This is a genomic window from Albidovulum litorale, assembly GCF_025751495.1.
Lineage (GTDB): Bacteria > Pseudomonadota > Alphaproteobacteria > Rhodobacterales > Rhodobacteraceae > Albidovulum > Albidovulum litorale.
The window spans coordinates 480,334-497,272 of sequence record NZ_JAOWKZ010000004.1; the positions used below are offsets into that span (position 1 = coordinate 480,334).

20 protein-coding genes are annotated in these 16,939 nt (G+C 64.2%); 11 read left to right on the forward strand and 9 right to left on the reverse strand.

Annotated elements, in window-relative coordinates; all coding sequences use genetic code 11:
- Positions 1 to 9: 9 nt before the first annotated feature.
- From hutG to hutI, 3 genes are read right to left on the reverse strand one after another with little or no spacing between them, the layout of a single operon-like run.
- Positions 10 to 813, reverse strand: a complete 804-nt coding sequence (hutG, locus tag OEZ71_RS17655) for an N-formylglutamate deformylase (protein WP_263741370.1) — start codon at positions 811 to 813, stop codon at positions 10 to 12.
- On the reverse strand, positions 810 to 2,348 hold the full coding sequence (gene hutH / locus OEZ71_RS17660) for a histidine ammonia-lyase (RefSeq protein WP_263741371.1): 1,539 nt from the start codon (positions 2,346 to 2,348) through the stop codon (positions 810 to 812). The genes hutG and hutH overlap by 4 nt, the downstream gene beginning before the upstream one ends.
- A complete protein-coding gene (hutI, locus tag OEZ71_RS17665) occupies positions 2,329 to 3,552 on the reverse strand; it encodes an imidazolonepropionase (protein WP_412175649.1) in 1,224 nt (407 codons plus the stop codon). Before hutI ends, hutH begins: the two co-directional genes overlap by 20 nt.
- A gap of 84 nt (positions 3,553 to 3,636) precedes the next feature.
- Here hutI and OEZ71_RS17670 point away from each other — a divergent pair, with 84 nt between their 5' ends.
- Positions 3,637 to 4,995: a formimidoylglutamate deiminase gene (locus tag OEZ71_RS17670; protein ID WP_263741372.1), complete on the forward strand. Its 1,359-nt coding sequence runs from the start codon at positions 3,637 to 3,639 to the stop codon at positions 4,993 to 4,995.
- Here the strand turns inward: OEZ71_RS17670 and OEZ71_RS17675 are convergent.
- Positions 4,992 to 5,537 carry a HutD/Ves family protein gene (locus OEZ71_RS17675; protein WP_263741373.1) on the reverse strand — a complete coding sequence of 182 codons (546 nt, stop codon included), beginning with the start codon at positions 5,535 to 5,537 and terminating at the stop codon, positions 4,992 to 4,994. The genes OEZ71_RS17670 and OEZ71_RS17675 overlap by 4 nt on opposite strands.
- Before the next feature lie 62 nt (positions 5,538 to 5,599).
- Between OEZ71_RS17675 and OEZ71_RS17680 the strand changes: the two genes are divergently transcribed.
- Genes OEZ71_RS17680 through OEZ71_RS17690 form a run of 3 tightly spaced genes read left to right on the forward strand, consistent with a single transcriptional unit; the run spans position 5,600 to position 8,132 of the window.
- Positions 5,600 to 6,310, forward strand: coding sequence for a GntR family transcriptional regulator (locus tag OEZ71_RS17680; protein ID WP_263741374.1), 711 nt, complete (start codon positions 5,600 to 5,602; stop codon positions 6,308 to 6,310).
- A 47-nt stretch (positions 6,311 to 6,357) separates the two neighbouring features.
- On the forward strand, positions 6,358 to 7,158 hold the full coding sequence (locus OEZ71_RS17685; RefSeq protein WP_263741375.1) for a phytanoyl-CoA dioxygenase family protein: 801 nt from the start codon (positions 6,358 to 6,360) through the stop codon (positions 7,156 to 7,158).
- Positions 7,155 to 8,132, forward strand: a complete 978-nt coding sequence (locus OEZ71_RS17690) for an aldose epimerase family protein (protein ID WP_263741376.1) — start codon at positions 7,155 to 7,157, stop codon at positions 8,130 to 8,132. The genes OEZ71_RS17685 and OEZ71_RS17690 overlap by 4 nt, the downstream gene beginning before the upstream one ends.
- 81 nt (positions 8,133 to 8,213) lie before the next feature.
- On the opposite strand, the gene OEZ71_RS17695 is transcribed toward OEZ71_RS17690, so the two are convergent.
- On the reverse strand, positions 8,214 to 8,429 hold the full coding sequence (locus OEZ71_RS17695) for a hypothetical protein (RefSeq protein ID WP_263741377.1): 216 nt from the start codon (positions 8,427 to 8,429) through the stop codon (positions 8,214 to 8,216).
- 91 nt (positions 8,430 to 8,520) lie between these two features.
- On the opposite strand from OEZ71_RS17695, the gene OEZ71_RS17700 reads away from it, so the two are divergent.
- The gene (locus tag OEZ71_RS17700; protein WP_263741378.1) at positions 8,521 to 9,408 is read left to right on the forward strand and encodes a LysR family transcriptional regulator; all 888 of its coding nucleotides are present in this window, start codon (positions 8,521 to 8,523) and stop codon (positions 9,406 to 9,408) included.
- Between the two features lie 12 nt (positions 9,409 to 9,420).
- Here the strand turns inward: OEZ71_RS17700 and OEZ71_RS17705 are convergent, their stop codons facing one another.
- The gene (locus tag OEZ71_RS17705; RefSeq protein WP_263741379.1) at positions 9,421 to 10,656 is read right to left on the reverse strand and encodes a urate hydroxylase PuuD; all 1,236 of its coding nucleotides are present in this window, start codon (positions 10,654 to 10,656) and stop codon (positions 9,421 to 9,423) included.
- A gap of 122 nt (positions 10,657 to 10,778) precedes the next feature.
- Between OEZ71_RS17705 and OEZ71_RS17710 the strand changes: the two genes are divergently transcribed.
- Both OEZ71_RS17710 and OEZ71_RS17715 read left to right on the forward strand, forming a co-directional pair.
- Positions 10,779 to 11,729 carry a LysR family transcriptional regulator gene (locus OEZ71_RS17710; RefSeq protein WP_263741380.1) on the forward strand — a complete coding sequence of 317 codons (951 nt, stop codon included), beginning with the start codon at positions 10,779 to 10,781 and terminating at the stop codon, positions 11,727 to 11,729.
- Between the two features lie 86 nt (positions 11,730 to 11,815).
- The gene (locus OEZ71_RS17715) at positions 11,816 to 12,742 is read left to right on the forward strand and encodes an AraC family transcriptional regulator (RefSeq protein ID WP_263741381.1); all 927 of its coding nucleotides are present in this window, start codon (positions 11,816 to 11,818) and stop codon (positions 12,740 to 12,742) included.
- Between the two features lie 5 nt (positions 12,743 to 12,747).
- Here OEZ71_RS17715 and OEZ71_RS17720 read toward each other — a convergent pair whose 3' ends face one another.
- Complete coding sequence (locus OEZ71_RS17720; protein WP_263741382.1) at positions 12,748 to 13,314, reverse strand: TetR/AcrR family transcriptional regulator; 567 nt, start codon at positions 13,312 to 13,314, stop codon at positions 12,748 to 12,750.
- 227 nt (positions 13,315 to 13,541) lie between these two features.
- Between OEZ71_RS17720 and OEZ71_RS17725 the strand changes: the two genes are divergently transcribed.
- From OEZ71_RS17725 to OEZ71_RS17735, 3 genes are all read left to right on the forward strand, one after another.
- Complete coding sequence (locus tag OEZ71_RS17725) at positions 13,542 to 13,742, forward strand: hypothetical protein (RefSeq protein WP_263741383.1); 201 nt, start codon at positions 13,542 to 13,544, stop codon at positions 13,740 to 13,742.
- Between the two features lie 85 nt (positions 13,743 to 13,827).
- On the forward strand, positions 13,828 to 14,349 hold the full coding sequence (locus OEZ71_RS17730) for a DUF4142 domain-containing protein (protein WP_263741384.1): 522 nt from the start codon (positions 13,828 to 13,830) through the stop codon (positions 14,347 to 14,349).
- The gene (locus OEZ71_RS17735) at positions 14,337 to 14,687 is read left to right on the forward strand and encodes a cupredoxin domain-containing protein (protein WP_263741385.1); all 351 of its coding nucleotides are present in this window, start codon (positions 14,337 to 14,339) and stop codon (positions 14,685 to 14,687) included. Before OEZ71_RS17730 ends, OEZ71_RS17735 begins: the two co-directional genes overlap by 13 nt.
- Positions 14,688 to 14,755: 68 nt before the next feature.
- Here the strand turns inward: OEZ71_RS17735 and OEZ71_RS17740 are convergent, their stop codons facing one another.
- Positions 14,756 to 15,163 carry a group III truncated hemoglobin gene (locus tag OEZ71_RS17740; RefSeq protein ID WP_263741386.1) on the reverse strand — a complete coding sequence of 136 codons (408 nt, stop codon included), beginning with the start codon at positions 15,161 to 15,163 and terminating at the stop codon, positions 14,756 to 14,758.
- A gap of 167 nt (positions 15,164 to 15,330) precedes the next feature.
- Here OEZ71_RS17740 and OEZ71_RS17745 point away from each other — a divergent pair, with 167 nt between their 5' ends.
- Positions 15,331 to 16,203 carry an NAD(P)-dependent oxidoreductase gene (locus OEZ71_RS17745; protein WP_263741387.1) on the forward strand — a complete coding sequence of 291 codons (873 nt, stop codon included), beginning with the start codon at positions 15,331 to 15,333 and terminating at the stop codon, positions 16,201 to 16,203.
- A 30-nt stretch (positions 16,204 to 16,233) separates the two neighbouring features.
- On the opposite strand, the gene OEZ71_RS17750 is transcribed toward OEZ71_RS17745, so the two are convergent.
- Positions 16,234 to 16,872, reverse strand: a complete 639-nt coding sequence (locus OEZ71_RS17750; protein ID WP_263741388.1) for an MSMEG_1061 family FMN-dependent PPOX-type flavoprotein — start codon at positions 16,870 to 16,872, stop codon at positions 16,234 to 16,236.
- Positions 16,873 to 16,939 lie beyond the last annotated feature (67 nt).

Below are 16,939 nucleotides of genomic sequence, written 5' to 3' on the forward strand. Positions count from 1 at the left end.
TGGCCTCCTTCAGGTCAGCGCGCCGGAGCGGGCGAGGTGGTCGAGGTTTTTCAGGATCTTTGCGAGGATCGTGCGGGTGGGCGCGGCCGTTTTGGGGTCATAGGCCCAGGGTGCCGCTTCGGCGGCGAGGTAGGCGCGCTGCGCCAGTTCCATCTGGATCGCGTGGATGCCGGTTTCGGGTCTGCCGTAGTGGCGGGTGGTCCAGCCACCCTTGAAGCGGCCGTTGATGACGGTGTCCATGCCGGTTGCGTTCAGGCAGGGATCAGCGGTCAGGCACTGGATGCGGGCGGCACAGGTCTGGCCGTCATTGGTGCCGATGGAGAAGACCGGCAGCGTGCCGTCGAACAGGAAGGGGATGCTCGAGCGGATCGAGTGGCAGTCGTAGAGGATCGCGACGCCGTGGCGCGCCTTCACCCGTTCGATCTCATCGGCCAGAGCCGAGTGATAGGGCGCGTGGAAGGTGTCGCGGCGGGTGAGGATTTCGTCCTCGGACGGCTCCTGTCCCTCGGCCCAGATCGGATTGCCGTCGAAATCGGTCACGGGGCAGAGGCCTGTCGTGTTCTGGCCGGGATATAGCGAGACGCCCGCCGGGTCGCGGTTGGCGTCGATGGCGTAGCGGTGGACATTGGAGCGGACCACCGTCGCGCCGTCGAGGAGTCCATCATAGAGCCGTGTGATGTGCCAGTCGGTGTCGGCGAGCTTGCGGCCGTTGTCGTTCAGACGCGCGGTCAAAGAGTCGGGGAGCCAAGTCCCGCCATGGGGCTGGCCGAGGATGACCGGGCTGTCTCCCCTCGTGATGTCGAAGGTGTTCATGCCGCGACCCCGGGCAGGGTCATCGCGGTGGCCTCGGCGATTTCACCCGTGGCGATGAGGCGGGCGGCTGCTTCCAGATCAGGGGCGAGATAGCGGTCCTCGGCAAGGGACGGGATGTCGGTCCGGAGGCGGGAAAGGACAGCCTGCAAGGGCTGTGACGTTTGCAGCGGCGCGCGGAATTGGATGCCCTGCGCGGCGCAAAGGAGTTCGACGCCGAGGATGCGGTTCAGGTTCTCGACCATGCGGCCAAGGCGGCGGGCGCCGTGGGCGGCCATGCTGACATGATCCTCCTGATTGGCGCTGGTGGGGGTCGAATCCGTCACTGTTGGGTGGGCGAGGTGCTTGTTCTCGCTCATCAGCGCCGCCGTCGTGACCTCGGCGATCATGTAGCCCGAATTCAGGCCGGGATTGGGGGTCAGGAAGGGCGGCAGGTCGTGCGAAAGCGTGGGGTCCACCATCAGGGCGATGCGGCGCTGGGCGATGGCGCCGATCTCGGCCAGTGCGAGCGCGATCATGTCGGCGGCGAAGCCCACGGGTTCGGCGTGGAAGTTGCCGCCCGAGACGATGAGGCCCGCCTCAGTCAAGACCAGCGGGTTGTCGGTGGCGGCATTGGCCTCCACTTCCAGCGTGCGGGCGGCCTGACGCATCACGTCCATCGCGGCGCCGGTGACTTGCGGCTGGCAGCGGATGCAGTAGGGGTCCTGCACGCGGGTATCGCCCTCGCGGTGGCTTTCACGGATCTCAGAGCCGTCGAGAAGGGCGCGGAGGAAGGCTGCGGATTCGATCTGACCCGCATGGCCGCGCAGCGTGTGGATTTCCGGTTGCAGGGGGGCGGTGGAGCCCATGATGGCGTCGGTCGAAAGTGCGGAGGTGACAAGCGCCGCCTGTGCTGCGCGCCAGCCGTCGAAGAGGCCCGCAAGTGCGAAGGCCGTGGAGAACTGGGTGCCGTTGATCAGCGCCAACCCCTCCTTTGGGCCAAGCACGACCGGCGTGAGGCCCGCGCGGGCAAGGGCCTCGGCACCGGGCAGGGTTTCACCGCCAAATTCAGCCTCGCCGGCGCCGATCATCACGGCGGTCATGTGGGCGAGGGGGGCGAGGTCGCCGGATGCGCCGACCGAGCCTTGCGCGGGGATGGCTGGGGTGACGCCCTTCGCCAGCATCCCCTCGATCAGTTCGATCACCTCCCAACGCACGCCAGACGCGCCGCGACCGAGCGAAAGGAGTTTCAGCGCCATCATCAGACGCGCATGGGCGCGGGGGATCGGTGCACCGACACCGCAGCAATGGCTGAGGATCAGGTTGCGCTGAAGCGTGGCGGTGTCTTTCGCGGCGACCCGCACCGAGGCGAGCTTTCCGAAGCCTGTGTTGACGCCGTAGACGGGACCACCCCCGGCGGCGGCCTCGGCGATGGCGGCGGCGGCGCGCTCCACGGCGGGTTTGGCCGCGCGGTCGAGCTTTGCGGAAAGCCCTTCGGTATAAAGCCGGGCGAGGTCGGCCAGCGTGACGGCGCCGGGTTTAAGCGAGAGGGATGTCAATCCAGCCTCCGATGATGCGCTGGTGGAGCGGGTTGAAGCCGAAGCGGTAGCTGAGTTCGGCCGGGTGTTCTGCGTTCCAGACCGCGAAATCGGCGCGGTGTTCGGGGGCAATCACGCCCCGGTCAGTGAGGCCGAGGGCTGTCGCGGCGTTGCGCGTGGTGCCCGCCAGCGCCTCTTCCGGGGTCATGCGGAAGAGCGTGCAGGCCATGTTCATGGCCAAGAGAAGCGAGTTCATCGGCGAGGAGCCGGGATTGAGGTCGGTGGCAACGGCCATCGGAACGTTGTGTTTGCGGAACAACCCGACGGGCGGCACCTGCTTTTCGCGGATCGCGTAGAAAGCGCCGGGCAGAATGACCGCGACACTTCCCGCGCTGGCCATGGCCTGAACGCCCGGTTCGTCGAGATATTCCAGATGGTCCAACGACAGCGCGCCATAAGATGCCGCCATCGCCGCACCGCCGAGATTGGAGAGCTGTTCGGCGTGGAGCTTGACCGGCAGGCCGAGCGATTTGGCCGCATCGAAGACACGGGCGATCTGGGCCGGGGTGAAAGCGATGCCTTCGGAAAAACCGTCAACCGCATCGACCAGCTCTTCCTCATGCGCGGCCTTCAGCGCCGGGATGCAGACCTCATCGAGATAGGCGTCGGCGCGACCCTTGAATTCCGCAGGCACAGCATGGGCGCCGAGAAAGGTCGTGTGGACTTCGATCGGGCGCAGCGCGGCAAGGCGGCGCGCGGCGCGGAGCATCTTCAACTCGGTGTCGATGTCGAGCCCGTAGCCGGACTTGATCTCCACCGTGGATACGCCCTCGGCAATGAGTGTGTCGATCCGGGGCAGGGCGGCGGCGATCAGGTCTTCTTCGCTTGCTTCGCGCGTGGCGCGGACGGTGGAGATGATGCCGCCCCCGGCCTTCGCGACCTCCTCGTAGCTCGCGCCCATCAGCCGCATCTCGAATTCATTCGCGCGGTTGCCGCCATGCACAAGATGCGTGTGACAGTCGATGAGCGCGGGCGTCACCAGCCGCCCACCAAGGTCATGGCGCGGGTAATGCGCGACGGCGGCGGGAATGTCGGCTTCCGCCCCGGTCCAGAGGATGCCGTCGGGCGTGACCGCGATGGCGGCCTCCTCGATCAGCCCATAGGGCGCATCGCCCGCCATCGTCGCGGCGTGGCAGTTCACGAAAAGAGCGTTCGGCTGGCGCATCTTGTCCTTCGGGGAAGAATTCGGTTGCTTCGATGCTTTGTACGGGAGTATGAGTTATATGTCTAGACATAATGGAGTCCAGATATGATTTTCGCGACGCGCGCGCTTTTGCCGGGGGGCTGGGCTGACAGGGTGCGGCTGGGAGTTGACGCGGGGCGGATCGTGGCGGTGGAAACAGACGCCCGGCCGGGGGCTGAGGACGTGCGCGTCGACACGCTGCTGCCCGCACTGTCGAACCTCCATTCCCACAGCTTTCAGCGCGCGATGGCGGGAATGACGGAATACCGCGCGGCGGGGCGGGAAAGCTTCTGGACCTGGCGGGAACTGATGTACCGCTTCCTCGACCGGCTGACGCCCGAACAGGTGGAGGCTATCGCGGCGATGGTGTTCCTGGAGATGCAGGAGGCGGGCTATGCGGCGGTGGGTGAGTTCCATTATGTCCACCACCAACCGGGTGGCGCGCCCTATGATAATATCGCCGAACTCAGCACCCGCATTTTTGCGGCGGCAGAGGAGACGGGGATCGGGCTCACCCATCTGCCGGTGCTCTATACCTATGGCGGGGCAGGTGAGAGGCCGCTTGCGGGCGGGCAGCTCAGGTTCGGCAATAATGTGGATCGGTTCGTTTCGCTGGTTGCAGCGGCGCGCAGCGCGGCGAAGGGGCTGCCCGCGGATACGCGCGTCGGCATTGCCCCGCATTCCCTTCGCGCCACGTCACCCGGCGATCTGGCAGCCGTCATGCCGCTGGCGGCGGGGGGACCCATTCATATCCATGTCGCCGAGCAGCCACAGGAAGTAGCCGATATCTCGGACTGGCTCGGGGCGCGGCCGGTGGAATGGCTTCTGACGAATGCCCCGATGGGGCCGGATTGGTGCGCGATCCATGCGACCCATATGACGGCGGACGAAACCGAAGGGCTTGCGCGGTCCGGCACGGTGGCGGGCCTTTGCCCGATCACCGAGGCCAATCTTGGCGACGGTCCGTTCAACGGGCCGGGCTGGCTGGCGGCGGGCGGGGCCTTCGGGGTCGGCTCGGATTCGAACGTCCGTATCTCGCTGGTCGAGGAACTGAGGACGCTGGAATATTCCCAGCGTCTACGGGACGTACAGCGCAATGTGCTGGTAATGGGTCCGGGTTCGGTCGGCACCGCGCTTTATACCGGCGCGGCGGCGGGCGGCGCAAAGGCTCTGGGACGTGACGCCGGGGCGATTGCAACGGGGCATCTGGCCGATCTTGTCGCCATCGACAGCACGCATCCCGCGCTTTGCGCGCTGAACGAGGCGCAGCTTCTCGACGGTCTGGTCTTTGCCGCGCCGGACGGGCTTGTCACCGACCTGTGGTCGGCGGGGCGGCATGCCGTCCGGGGCAGTCGGCACATTGCGCGGGATCGCGTGGTCCCGGCCTATCGCCGAGCGGTCGAGGAACTGGTGGCAGGACTTTAATCGGAGGCTGCTTGAAGCGAGATGTAAAGACCGGTCGCGCCGGGCTCTGCTTTCGGCGCAGGCGATCCCGGGTCCAGCAGTGCAACGGCGCCCGGGCCAATCTCATTGTCTGGCAGACCGAACTGGCCGGAGAGACAAAAGAGGGCAGCGGTTTCACCTTCCTGCAGCGGGTGGGTGTCATCCACCAGCCGCACCGCGCCGTCGATCAGCGCCGGGTCGTAGATGAGGTTCAGATCGCGCACCTTTTCGCCGATCAGCCGGGCATGGACCGGCAGGCTGCCGGGAAACAGCACAGGGTCGAGCGAATGGGCGGCAATCGGTCCGCCGGGCGTTTCGAGAATGAGCCCCGCGCCTTCGATCACCGTGAGGATGCGGGCAAGGCCGGGGAAGGCGGAGAATGGCCCGTCGGCGGCGACCTCGGCCAGCGACAGACGCCAGTGCAGGTGGCCGTCGAATTCCACCCGCGCGATCTCATGCGTGACACCGCCGCCGTTCTTCCAGGGCTGACGGTCGAACTCTTCCGGCTGGATCACGATATGCATGATCTTTTCCTCAGGCAAAAAGCCGATATGCTTGAGCAAATAGCAAAAGTGAAACCTTGTCCATGAGCGATACGCCGCGCCCCGATCTGACGAGCTACCGCGAGGTAAAGGCCGAGATCCTGCGCCGGATCACCGAGGGCGACTGGGCGCCGGGGACGCTCTTGCCGGGTGAGGTGGAACTGGCCGAGGTGTTTGGCGTGGCCCGCGCAACCGTGAACCGGGCGATGCGGGAACTGACGGATGAGGGGCTTCTGGAGCGTCGCCGCAAGGCGGGAACACGCGTAAGACCGTCGCCCCTTCGGTCGGCCCGGTTCGAAATTCCGCTGGTGCGGGAAGAGATCGAGGCCACGGGTGCACGGTATCGCTATGCGCTTCTGGGGCGCGAGGTGGCTCCCGCGCCGGACTGGCTGCGCGCGCGGATGGGGCTTGGAGCGACGGCAAAAGTCCTGCACCTTTCCTGTCTGCACGCTGCCGATGGCGCGCCCTATCAGTTCGAGGACCGCTGGATAAACCTCGACGCCCTGCCACGTGCGAAAGATGCGGATTTTTCGGCGGACGGCCCGAATGAATGGCTGGTCAGGGCGGTGCCGTTTTCGGAGGTGGAGATCAGCTTTCTGGCCACCGCTGCGGACGCGCGCACGGCTGACTACCTGTCGATGAGCCCGGGCGAGCCGGTCTTTACGGTGGAGCGCACGACGTGGTGGGAGGGGCAGTCGATCACCCATGTGCGCCTGTATTTCGCGCGCGGTCATCGGATGACGACCCGCTATTGACGATCGCCGGGCAGGGCGCGAGGGTGCCCGGAAAATGGGAGGGTCCGATGGCGGTTACGGTGACGGATGAGATGGTCGCGGCCTATCAGCGCGACGGGGCGGTACTGGTCAAGGGGCTCTGGTTCGACTGGGTCGATGTGATTGCGGCGGGGATCGAACGCAACATGGCTGAACCCGGCCCCTATGCGGCCGAGAACCTGAAGCCGGGTGAGGGCGGGCGGTTCTTCGACGACTACTGCAACTGGCAGCGCATCCCCGAATTTCAGGAGGTGATCGCGAAGTCCGACGTAGCAGAGGTTGCGGCGCGGCTGATGGGGTCGGATACCGTGCAGGTCTTTCACGACCATGTGCTGGTCAAGGAACCGGGCACGACCAAGGCCACCCCCTGGCATCAGGACGGGCCTTATTATTTCGTCGGCGGGCGCCAGACCGTCAGCTTCTGGTCCCCGGTCGATCCGGTGAAGGAGGCGACATTGCGGCTCGTCGCCGGGTCGCATCTGTGGGAAAAGGAAGTGCTGCCGACGCGATGGCTGTCGGAGGAAAACTTCTATCCCGATCCCGAGGCCTACATGCCGGTGCCGGACCCCGATGCAGAAGGGATGCGGGTGCTGGAATGGCAGATGGAACCGGGCGACGCGGTAGCCTTCGATTTCCGCACCCTGCACGGTGCGCGCGGCAATACCGCGACGGCGCGTCGGCGGGCGTTTTCGCTGCGCCTTGTTGGCGACGATGCGCGGTATGTCGAACGGCCGGGCCGCACCTCGCCGCCCTTCCCGGGCCATGACATGCAGCCGGGCGACCGGCTGCGCGAGGACTGGTTTCCCTATCTGAAACGCGCCGGCGCATGAGCGGTGCCCGCACGCCGTTCGGCACTACCCGGTCGGGCGAGGCGGTCGAGCGGGTTGAACTGTCGGTAGGTGCCTTACAGGTTGCGGTGCTGACCTATGGCGCGATCCTGCAGGATCTGCGGTTCGGCGGTCTGCCCTACAGCCTGACGCTCGGCTCCGACCGGCTGGCGGATTACGAGGGCGCGATGCGCTGGCACGGCGCGCTGATCGCGCCGGTGGCCAACCGGCTGGGCGCGGGGCGGGCGTGGCTTCGGGGAAACGAGATCGTTCTGGAGCGTGCGCCGGGGGAGCGGCATCTGCTGCATTCCGGGGCCGCTGGTACGCATGCCAAGCTCTGGCGGGTCGAGGGCCTTTCGTCAGATCACGTTACGCTTGCCGTTGATCTTGCGCATGGCGAGGGCGGCTTTCCCGGCAATCGCCAGGTTCGGGCGGAGTATTCCATGACGCCCTCCTCCCTGCGGCTGCGGGTAACGGCGCGGACGGATCGTCCGACGCTCTTCAACGCGGCCAATCACAGCTACTGGAACCTCGACGGGTCGGAAAGCTGGGCGGGCCACCGGCTTCAGGTCGCGGCGGACCGGGTTCTGGCGGTGACGGATGAGGTCGTGCCGACTGGTGAGATCCCGGCGGTTGCCGGGACGGCATTAGATTTCCGGGCAGCGCGAGACATTGCGCCAGGCGATCCGGCGCTCGATACCTGTTTCTGCCTTTCTGACGACCGGCAGACCCTGCGGCCGGTTCTTTGGCTGCGCGGACAGTCAGGGGTGACGATGCAGTTCGCCACGACAGAGCCCGGCGTGCAGGTCTATGACGGGCGCGATGCCGTTCGGCCGGGCCGGGCGGCCTATGAGGGTCTGGCCATCGAAGCGCAGGGATGGCCCGATGCGCCGAACCATCCCGGCTTTCCGTCGATTGAACTGATGCCCGGTGAGCCCCGCGAACAGATCACCGAATGGCGATTTGCCGGAGGATGAAGGCGCTGGCCGGACACCCGTGCGGCCGGGAATGGACTCGGAGCAATCCGAGCGAAAGGTGCGAACCGATCGCCTGCGGTTTCAGAACCGCTCGCGGTAAAGCGACAGCATGCTTTGGACGCTGTGATCGGACGCGAATGCTTCGGGATGACGGTCGAGCATTTCGAGCACGAAATCGCGGCGCGCGCGGTCGGCGTCTTGTTCGGCTTCGGTTGCGGGCGGTGTTGCCGGGCGCGCTGTGCTGGAAAACCGCAGCCATCCGGCAAAATCAAACAGTGGCGATGCTAAGGTGGTCATGTCGGGTCCTCCCCTGCGCTCGTTCTGTCCTGACGTTACCTCGCTCTCTATTTCGCTGGTATCGGTGCTGTCGTTGTGTTGTTCTACATTTATGAAGAACGCTTTTCGCGACTGGTCGAACGTCCGCTACTTCCTTGCGGTCTATCGCGAGGGCTCGACATTGGCCGCATCGCGCAAGCTTGGCGCGGCACAGCCGACCGTCGCGCGGCGCATCGATGCGCTGGAGCGCGAATTGGGACTGGTCCTGTTCGAGCGCGAGACACGGGGGTTTCGCCCGACAGCACTGGCGCGGGCACTTTTGCCGCAGGCTGAGGCCATCGAGAAAGCGGCAGAGGGTTTTGAGGAAAAAGCCGCGGATCTGACGCGGTCACGGCCGATCCGCATCACAGCGCCGGGAGCCAATTTCTCGCCCCGCATGCAGCGGATAATCTACGATTTCACCGTGGCCAATCCCGGTGTCGGATTTGAGTTCATCCAGACGACGAAAGTTCTGGACCTTGCCGCCGGCGAGGCCGACGTTGCACTCAGGCTTACGACAAAGGCGCCCGAACCCGATCTAATATGCCGCAAGATAAGCGTCGCACGATACGCGGTTTACGGATCGCGTGCCTACGCCGCAAAAAGGCGTTTGCCGATGAGCGAGGCCGATTTGAAGGGCCATCGCTTCGTGGTCTATCGGCCCGATCCGACGCCGCGTCCAAACGAAGCGTGGCTGCTGCAGTTCATCACACCGGACCAGATCGTTGGCGCATTTGCAGAGTTCGCTCTTATGCGGGAAGCGGTCACCAATGGACAGGGACTGGGCCTTCTGAACGTCAAGCATTCAGAACCGGACGACAACCTGATCCGCTGCTTCGATCCGGTCGAGGCGCTTACGCAGGATCACCTTCTGCTGGTGTCGCCGGAAGCGTACCGACGCCCGGAAGTGAAGAAGTTCATCAAGTTCTTCGCCCCGCGTTATGCGTCGATTTTCAAGTGATTGCAGCCGCGGCTAGCCATCGCCCCGTGTGACGCCGCGATACCACGCGACGATCTTGGCGCGTTCCTCGGGCTCGATGAATGAGGCGTTGGCGGGCGGCATGGCGTGGCTGACCCCGGCCTGAAGGTAGATCTCGCGTGCCTGCGTGGCGATCTGTTCGCGGGTTTCGAGGATCACACCCTTTGGCGCCCATGGGATGCCCTCGAAGAAGGGCTCGGAGGCGTGGCACATCGAGCAGCGGCCAAGGACGATGCTTTCGACCTCTTCGAAATCGCCCGCCGCCGCGAACCGCTCGGCGGTGTGGCTGAGCTTCGCCTCGCCCTCGGCCTCCGCACGGAAGAGGGGCGCGGTGGAGAGCCATGCGATGAGAAGGAAGAGCAGCACCGTCGCGATCCAGGTCCAGGTCGGGCTGCCCGCACGGGCGTGCTGGGTGTTGAACCAGTGTCGGATCGTGACGCCCATCAGGAAGACGAGGCTGGCGATCAACCAGTTGTTTTCCGTGGCAAAGGCCAGCGGATAGTGGTTCGACAGCATCATGAAGATGACGGGCAGCGTCAGGTAGTTGTTATGGGTCGAGCGCAGCTTGGCGATCTTGCCGTATTTCGGGTCAGGTGTGCGGCCCGCGATCAGGTCTGCGACCACGACCTTCTGGTTCGGGATGATCACCATGAAGACGTTCGCCGACATGATCGTCGCGGTGATGGCGCCAAGGTGCAGAAGTGCCGCGCGGCCTGAAAAGACCTGCGTGTAGAACCACGCCAGAGCCACGAGGATGATGTAGAGGAGCACCATTAACGTGGTGGGACTCTCGCCGAGTTTCGACTTGCAAAGCGTGTCATAGATCAGCCAGCCCACCGCCAGCGATGCGAGCGAGATGAGGATCGCCTGCCAGACCGGGATGTCGAGCACGTTTGGATCGACAAGATAAAGGTCGGCCCCGAGGTAGTAGACGAGGCAGAGAAGCGCGAAGCCCGAAAGCCAGGTCGCATAGCTTTCCCATTTGAACCAGATCAGGTCGCCCGGCATCTTCTCGGGCGCGACGAGGTATTTCTGGATATGGTAGAAGCCACCGCCATGAACCTGCCATTCCTCGCCGTCGGCACCACTCGCCAGATTGCGGTCGCGGTGCAGGCCGAGGTCGAGCGCGATGAAATAAAACGACGAGCCGATCCATGCGATCGCGGTGATCACATGCAGCCAGCGCACGGCGAATTCCAGCCAGTCGGCCAGCACGATGAAGTCGTACATCCCGCTCCTCCCTCAGGGACTCAGTGCAGATGACGCTATACCGAAGCGCATTCCCCTGATAATCCTTAGAATAACTGAGAACTTTCAATCATTGCCGAATAATGTCGGGTGAGGGGACGGCGATGGCCTATGTGAACAATATCAAGATGTTCGTTCGGGTCTTCGAGCTTGGCTCCATGTCGGCCGCCGCACGGGATCAGCGCACATCGCCCGCTGTCGCCTCGGCGCGGATCGCGGAACTGGAGAAGCACCTCGGCGTCAGGCTGTTCAACCGCACGACGCGGCGGTTGCAGCCGACGGAGAACGGCCGGCTGTTCTACGAAGGCGCGCGCAAGGTGCTGGAGGCGATCGACGATGCCGAAGCGGCGGTCATGGCCTCCACCCAGAACCTGCGCGGCACGGTGTTCGTCGCCGCCCCCCTGGGCGTCGGGAGGCGCTTCATCGCGCCGCATGTGCCCGAGTTCAAGGATGCCTATCCCCAGATCGACGTGCGCCTGCGCCTGTCGGACCGCAAGATCGATGTGATCGGCGAGGGGCTCGACATGGCGTTTCATCTTGGGCTTCTGGAGGATTCGACGCTGAAGATGCGGCTGATCGCCGAATGCCCGCGTATCCTTTGCGCGTCACCCGCCTACATCGCTGCGCGGGGCGATCCTGAAACGGGCGAGCGGCTGATTGCCGAGAAGCACGACTGCCTGAACCTGCGCTTTCCAGGCGCAACAGAATTCCAGTGGACGCTTCTTGCGCCCGGCGGGCCGAAAAGGTTCGAGGTGGCGGGGCCGTTCGAAACCGATGATGGCGATGTGCTGACGGGCTGGGCGCTCGACGGGCGCGGGATCGTAATGAAGCCGATCTTCGAGGTCGCCGAGTATCTGCGGGACGGGCGGCTGGTTCCGGTCGTGCGGGACACGCCACCAGTGCCGGTGCAACTCACCTGCCTGACCCAGCATCGCCGGTTGCGCGATCCAAAAATCCGCGCCTTCACCGATTTCATTATCGTCAAGTGCCGCGAGGAACTCTCCAAGGCGATGCAGGGGATCACGCTGCCTGACCTTTCGGTCAAACCCGCGTGAAACTGCCCAAAACCCGGTTGCCCGCGTGTTCACTCCGGTGAACTCTACGTGCTGTCCCAAAGACCGGGACAATCCCGGAGGGCACGATGGACATTCTCGACGACATTCTCGACACGCTCGACCTGCGCGGTGCCCTTTATTTCCGGACCGACTTCACCGGTCCCTGGGCGGTCAGGGTGCCGGAGTTCGGCTCGGCCGCGCGGTTCCATCTGGTGATGCAGGGGCAACTGCACGTGACGACCGCCTGCGGGGCGGAATTGTCGCTCGGTCCCGGAGATCTGGTCATGATTCCCAAGGGCTGGCCTCATGTGCTGGCCGACGCGCCGGGGCGGCAGGCGCCGGAACTGGAAACGGTGCTGGAGGCCGTGGGCTATGACGGGCAGGGGGTTCTGCGCGTGGGCGATGGCGATCCTTCGGCTTCGACCCAGATGCTTTGCGGCCATTTTAACTTTCGCGAACGTGCCGATCACCCGATCCTGCGGGCGCTGCCCGACCACATCGTTATCACCGCCGCGATGCGGCTCAGGGAACCGCTTCTGGATGAGATGCTGCGGCTGGCCGCGCGCCGCGCCTTTGCCGACCGGCTGGGATCGGAGGCGGCGATCACCCGCCTGTCAGAGATCGTTTTCATCGAGGTGCTGCGGGCGGGGATCGGCCAGTCGCCCGAACTCATGGGGCTGATGGAGGCGTTCCGTGACCGCCAGATCGGCCGGGCGCTGGAACTGATCCACCGCGACCCGGACAAGGGCTGGACGGCGGAAAGCCTCGCCTCGGAGGTCGCCATGTCACGCTCGCGTTTCGCCGAGAGGTTCAGCCAACTCGTCGGTGTCGGGCCTATGACCTATCTGTCCGATTGGCGTTTGCAAAAGGCGCTGGCGCTGCTGGAACGCTCGCAGTCCACAGTGCAGGAAATCGCGGGCAAGGCGGGCTATTCCTCACCCGCCGCATTCACACGTGCTTTCGCCGGAAAGTTTGGGTTGGCGCCGACCGAATATCGCCGCCGGGCCGCCTGACGGGCTCAGTTCGCCAGCAACAGCGCCGCGATTTCCTTCGCCTTCTCGGCGGCATTCTGGTCGCGCGAGACATGGGCGGTGGCCATGGCGCCCTCGAACAGGATCTGCAGTTTCTGGCCGACATCCTTTGGATTGGTTACCTTTGCCGCGCGGGCAAGGTCTTCGTAGAACGCGGCTACCAGCCGTTTGTGGGTCGCCGCGTGCTGGAAAACCGGGTTCATCACGCCACCGGTTTCGGGATATTCGGCAGCGGCGGCAACGAACGGGCAGCCGAAGAACGTGTCGGCCTTAATCCATTCGCCAAGGAGGTCGAAGGTCGCGAGGATCTTGTCCTGAGGCGTGCCATTGGTGGCCTCGGCGCGGGTGCGGAGCGCGTCCCGTTCCTCTTCGTCGAATGCGTCGAGTACGGCGACGATCAGGTCCTCTTTCGACTTGAAGTGGCGGTAAAGCGTTGTCTTCGCGACGCCCGTCTCCGCCACGATCTGGTCGATCCCTGTGGCGTGACAGCCGTTGCGGTTGAAGAGTTCGCCCGCAACGGACAGGATGTGGGCCCGAATGCCGCTTCGCTTCACGTCTTTCCCTCTATCGCTACAGATTCGTTTCTACCGGTTCGGCGGCAGGTTTGCAGTTAATAATCTATCGGCATGGGAAAAAATTCAATAATTTTCAGGCAAATACACACAAAAGAGAGAATAGTTGACTTCGATACAGATCTGTATCATTAACAGTAACGATACCGAGCTGTATCTTAAGTTCTAAAGGTTGGAAACTGATCAACCCTCTCGCTGGAGAGTGCATGATGCGCTTCAGATCGTTTTTCCGGAAAAGTCTCGTCGACGTGGTCGTCGTCGTCGCCCTGTTCGTCATCGTCGAATCGTTGGCCTCCATTATTCTGTTTTCGCGCCCGGCTTCGGCCGGTTCTCCCCATACTTCGGCAACTGCTTTTGCGGATCGTCCCGGAGTGTTTGCCTCGGGTCCCGCATTCTCCCCGTCCCCTTGATCGAGGGTCCCAAGGCGCTCAGGGTTTCTCTGTCACGGGTTGCAGCAAGTCCCGTGACAGAGAAACCCAACTTCAGGAGATCACGATGATCCGTCAGACCATGATTGCCGTCGCGCTTGCGGCGGCCACCCCGGCTTTTGCCCAAGACCAGATGAACGACCTTCAGATTGCCCATACCGCTTACACGGCCGGGCAGCTCGATATCCGCTATGCCCACCTCGCGCTTGCGGTATCGGAAAACGACGCGGTTCGTGCCTTTGCCGAAACCATGATCCGCGACCACACGGCGGTGAACGACGCGGCCGTGGCGCTGATCACCGAGCTGAACGTCACGCCCGAGGATAACGACCTGAGCCGCGCGCTGGTCGAAGGTGCCGCCGCCAAGCGGGCCGAGTTCATGGCGCTTTCGGGCAATGAGTTCGACTGCGCCTATGCCGCGAATGAGCTTGGCTATCATCAGGTCGTCAACCAGACGGTCGAGGGCAAGTTCATTCCCTGGGCGACGGTTGAGCCGCTGAAGGCGCTTCTTTCGGATGCACTTGTCACCTTCAAGGTGCATGAAGGCCATGCCGAAGACATGGTCGCAGGTCTGCAATGCGCGTCGTGAGCGGCGCAACCCGACGCCGGTTCGGCCTCCTGATGGGGGCCGGGCTGGTGGCGCCGCTGGTGGTGCGGGCCCATGACGGGCCGCATCTTGTCGAGGCCGGGATTGAGGGTTTCGCCTTTGTTCCGTGCCGGCTGGAAATCCGGGCAGGCGATACGGTGCGCTGGACCAACCACGACATCGCGCCACATACGGCGACTGACAAGGCAGGCGGATGGGACACTGGCCGGATCGCCAAGGGTGAAAGTTCGGATGTCACCTACGACGCACCCGGAACCTATGCGGTCTTTTGCCGCTTTCATCCGAACATGATCGCCGAAGTTGTGGTGGAACCCGCGTAACCTACGGAATATCCCGCCCGGCAATGGGCGGGATCAGATCGCCCCAGACAAGCCGAGACCAGAAACTGTCACCGCAGCTTCGGGACGCCGCCCGGCAGGGTTTCGCGTTCGACGACGCCGTAACGCAGGCCGCGCCCGATCCGGTGGGCGAGGGCGGACCATGCCGCCGCCGTCTCGGGACGGAGTTCGCGCTTCAGCACGGAATCGAAGAGCCCGAGCCAGGGATCGAACATGCCGGGCCGGACATTGCCGGCCCGCTGATGAACCTCCAGCGGATTACCATCATAGCTCCGCTCGTAAAGGATCGCGTTGCGCCAGAAGCCTGCGATCTTTGCCTCATGCGCGGGCCAGTCGGTGACATGGGCGGCAAAGACGGGGCCGAGCCCGGGATGTTCACGGATCGCCGCATAGAAGGTCGCGACAACGCGGTCGATTTCCTCCGGTGTCACCTCGAAACGCGGGGGCAAAGTGGTCATCGCGGCTCCTTTCGTCCGATCCTTGCGGCACGGGAAGGGGCGATGCAAGCGACGCGATGCCGCGCCGTCCGGAATGAGGCTCAAGGCCCGTCCGTTTGGAGATGTGAGGATGACCGGCTAGCATGCCCGAAGGGGAAATGCGGATGCCAATGTGGGAGGGGGAAGCCATGACGGATATTTCGGTCATCGGATTGGGGGCGATGGGATCGGCGCTGGCGCGCGCGCAGATGAAGGCGGGCCGGTCGGTCACGGTCTGGAACCGAAGCCCGGAAAAGGCGGCGCCGCTTGGGGCGGATGGCGCAGTCGTCGCCGAAACCGCTGCCGATGCCATCGCGGCGAGCCCGGTCACCATCACCTGCGTGAAGTCGCATCCCCAGACCATCGACGTGTTGCGAAACGCCTCGAACGCACTGCCGGGCAGGACAATCATCGAACTGTCGACCGGCGGTGCGGAGGAAGCCGAGGAACTGGCGCGGTTCCTTGAAGGCGCGGGTGCCGAATGGATGGTGGGCATCATCAACGCATACCCGCACATGATCGGTGGCGAAGAGACCGTGCTGTCGGTGGTCGGCACCGAGGCGCAGTGGAAAGCGCATGGCCCGATCATCAAGACCATGGGTGGTGCGTCGGTCCATGTGGGTGATCAGGCGGGCACGCTCGCGGCTTTGTTTGCGGCCCTCTTCACCGTGCGGCAGGGCTTCATGTGGGGCATGATCTATGGCGCGCTGGCCTGCAAGAAGGCGGGCATTACGATGCAGATGTTTTCCGATCTGGTGCCAATCTCGATGGGCATGATGAAGCCCTATTACGACTACTTCGCGACAACCGCGCCGGGCGCAAAGTACGACGACCCGCCCGCCACGATGCGCACCTATGCCGCGGCCTTGGAGGATGTGCTGTCGAGTTTTGAGGCGCTTGGCGCCCGCGATGAATTGCCGCGTCTTTTCGTCGACATGGCTCACAAGGGCATGGCCGCGGGGCTGGAGGACAAGGCGCTGACCGCTGTTATTGATGTTCTCGACAAAGACGGCCCTGACTGAACTCCAACGACCGATTCCGAACCGCCGCCTTCACTCGTCGTAAAGGCGGTTTTCCTCGTTGCCACGCATTGCCGCTTCCATATCGTTCAGTGACCGATCCAGTTTCGCGTGTTCAATCAGCGCCTCGGCATAGGTCGGAAGCCCTTCTACCGATACTGCCTTGTCCGGTTGCCACAGACCCGAGCGGATCACAGCCTTGCCGCAATGATAGAACGCCTCCTCCACCCCGACGAGGATCGCGAATTCCGGCACCCGCCCGTTGATCGCCATCGTTTCGCGCAGGGCAAGGTCCCGCACGATCCGGGCGGAACCGTTGACCCGCACCACCTCCCGACGGTTCGGCACCATGAACATCAGCGCGATGCGGCCCGTTTCAATGATGTTCTGAAACGTGTCAAAGCGGTGGTTTCCCGGCCGGTCGGGAATCGCGAGTGTCTTTTCGTCCACGACCTTCACGAAGCCCGCCGGGTCCCCCTTGGGTGCAACATCGGCGCGGCCGTGGCTGTCATGGGTGCCGATCGTCACGAAGGGTGAACGCTCGATCCATGCCCGCACGAGCGGGTCGATATGGTCGATGATCTTGCCGGTCTGCGATGCGAATTCGTCGGGGATGACCGCCCGGACCTCGTCCACGCTCGTGATGACGTCTGTGGGTTCGTAAGGGGCCATGCGGACACCTCCTTTACCTCCGGGCGTATGGGAATTATAGCACGGGCGCATGATGTGTCTGCACCAC